At 55.1% G+C, this 608-nt stretch carries 2 protein-coding genes; both read left to right on the top strand.

What is annotated here, in order from left to right; translation table 11 throughout:
* A partial coding sequence (locus A3730_RS27325; protein WP_156501403.1) for an AraC family transcriptional regulator occupies positions 1-284 on the top strand: 284 nt, incomplete at its 5' end.
* A 49-nt stretch (positions 285-333) separates the two neighbouring features.
* Positions 334-608, top strand: a 275-nt coding sequence (locus A3730_RS27320; protein ID WP_156501402.1) for an ACT domain-containing protein, incomplete at its 3' end; no start/stop codon positions are given.

The raw sequence follows: 608 nt of genomic DNA, 5'->3' as shown, positions 1-608 counted from the left end.
GCAACAGCTTCCCGGATTTCACGGAAATCTGCAGCAAACTGAACATGACTCCGCAGACTCTGCGGCGCCGCCTCAAGGATGCCAACACCAGCTATCAGGAAATCAAGGATGCCATCCGCAAGGATGCGTCGGTGTATTACCTGTCCAAGCCGGATCTGAGCATCGATGAAATCGCACTACTGATGGGCTTCAGTGAAGCCAGTTCGTTCCACCGGGCCTTCAAGAAGTGGACCGGAAAAACACCGTCCAATTTCCGTCGAGAGCATTTTGGCGTCAACCTTTAACGGGGCGCCATCCTGTCTCTCTCACTGACGATCAGCCTCGAGAGCTTCCATGACAGTCAATGATGCCGACACGGCACGTCTGCTGGTTACTTGCCCGGATAAGCCGGGAATCATCAGCGCGGTGAGCACCTTCCTATACAACCACGGTGCCAACATCACCGATTTCGATCAGCATTCCAGTGATGCCCATGGCGGCACCTTCTTCCTGCGCCTGGAGTTTCAGACGCCAGAACTGGATTGTTCCCGGGAAGCGCTGCGAAACAATTTTGCCAGACGGGTGGCCGAACCCTATGGTATGCAGTGGCAAATCAGCTACGCCAGCGA

The organism is Alcanivorax sp. HI0044 (assembly GCF_001634945.1).
The sequence above is the reverse complement of the archived record's forward strand: the minus strand, read 5'-3'. Positions and strand labels throughout refer to the sequence as shown.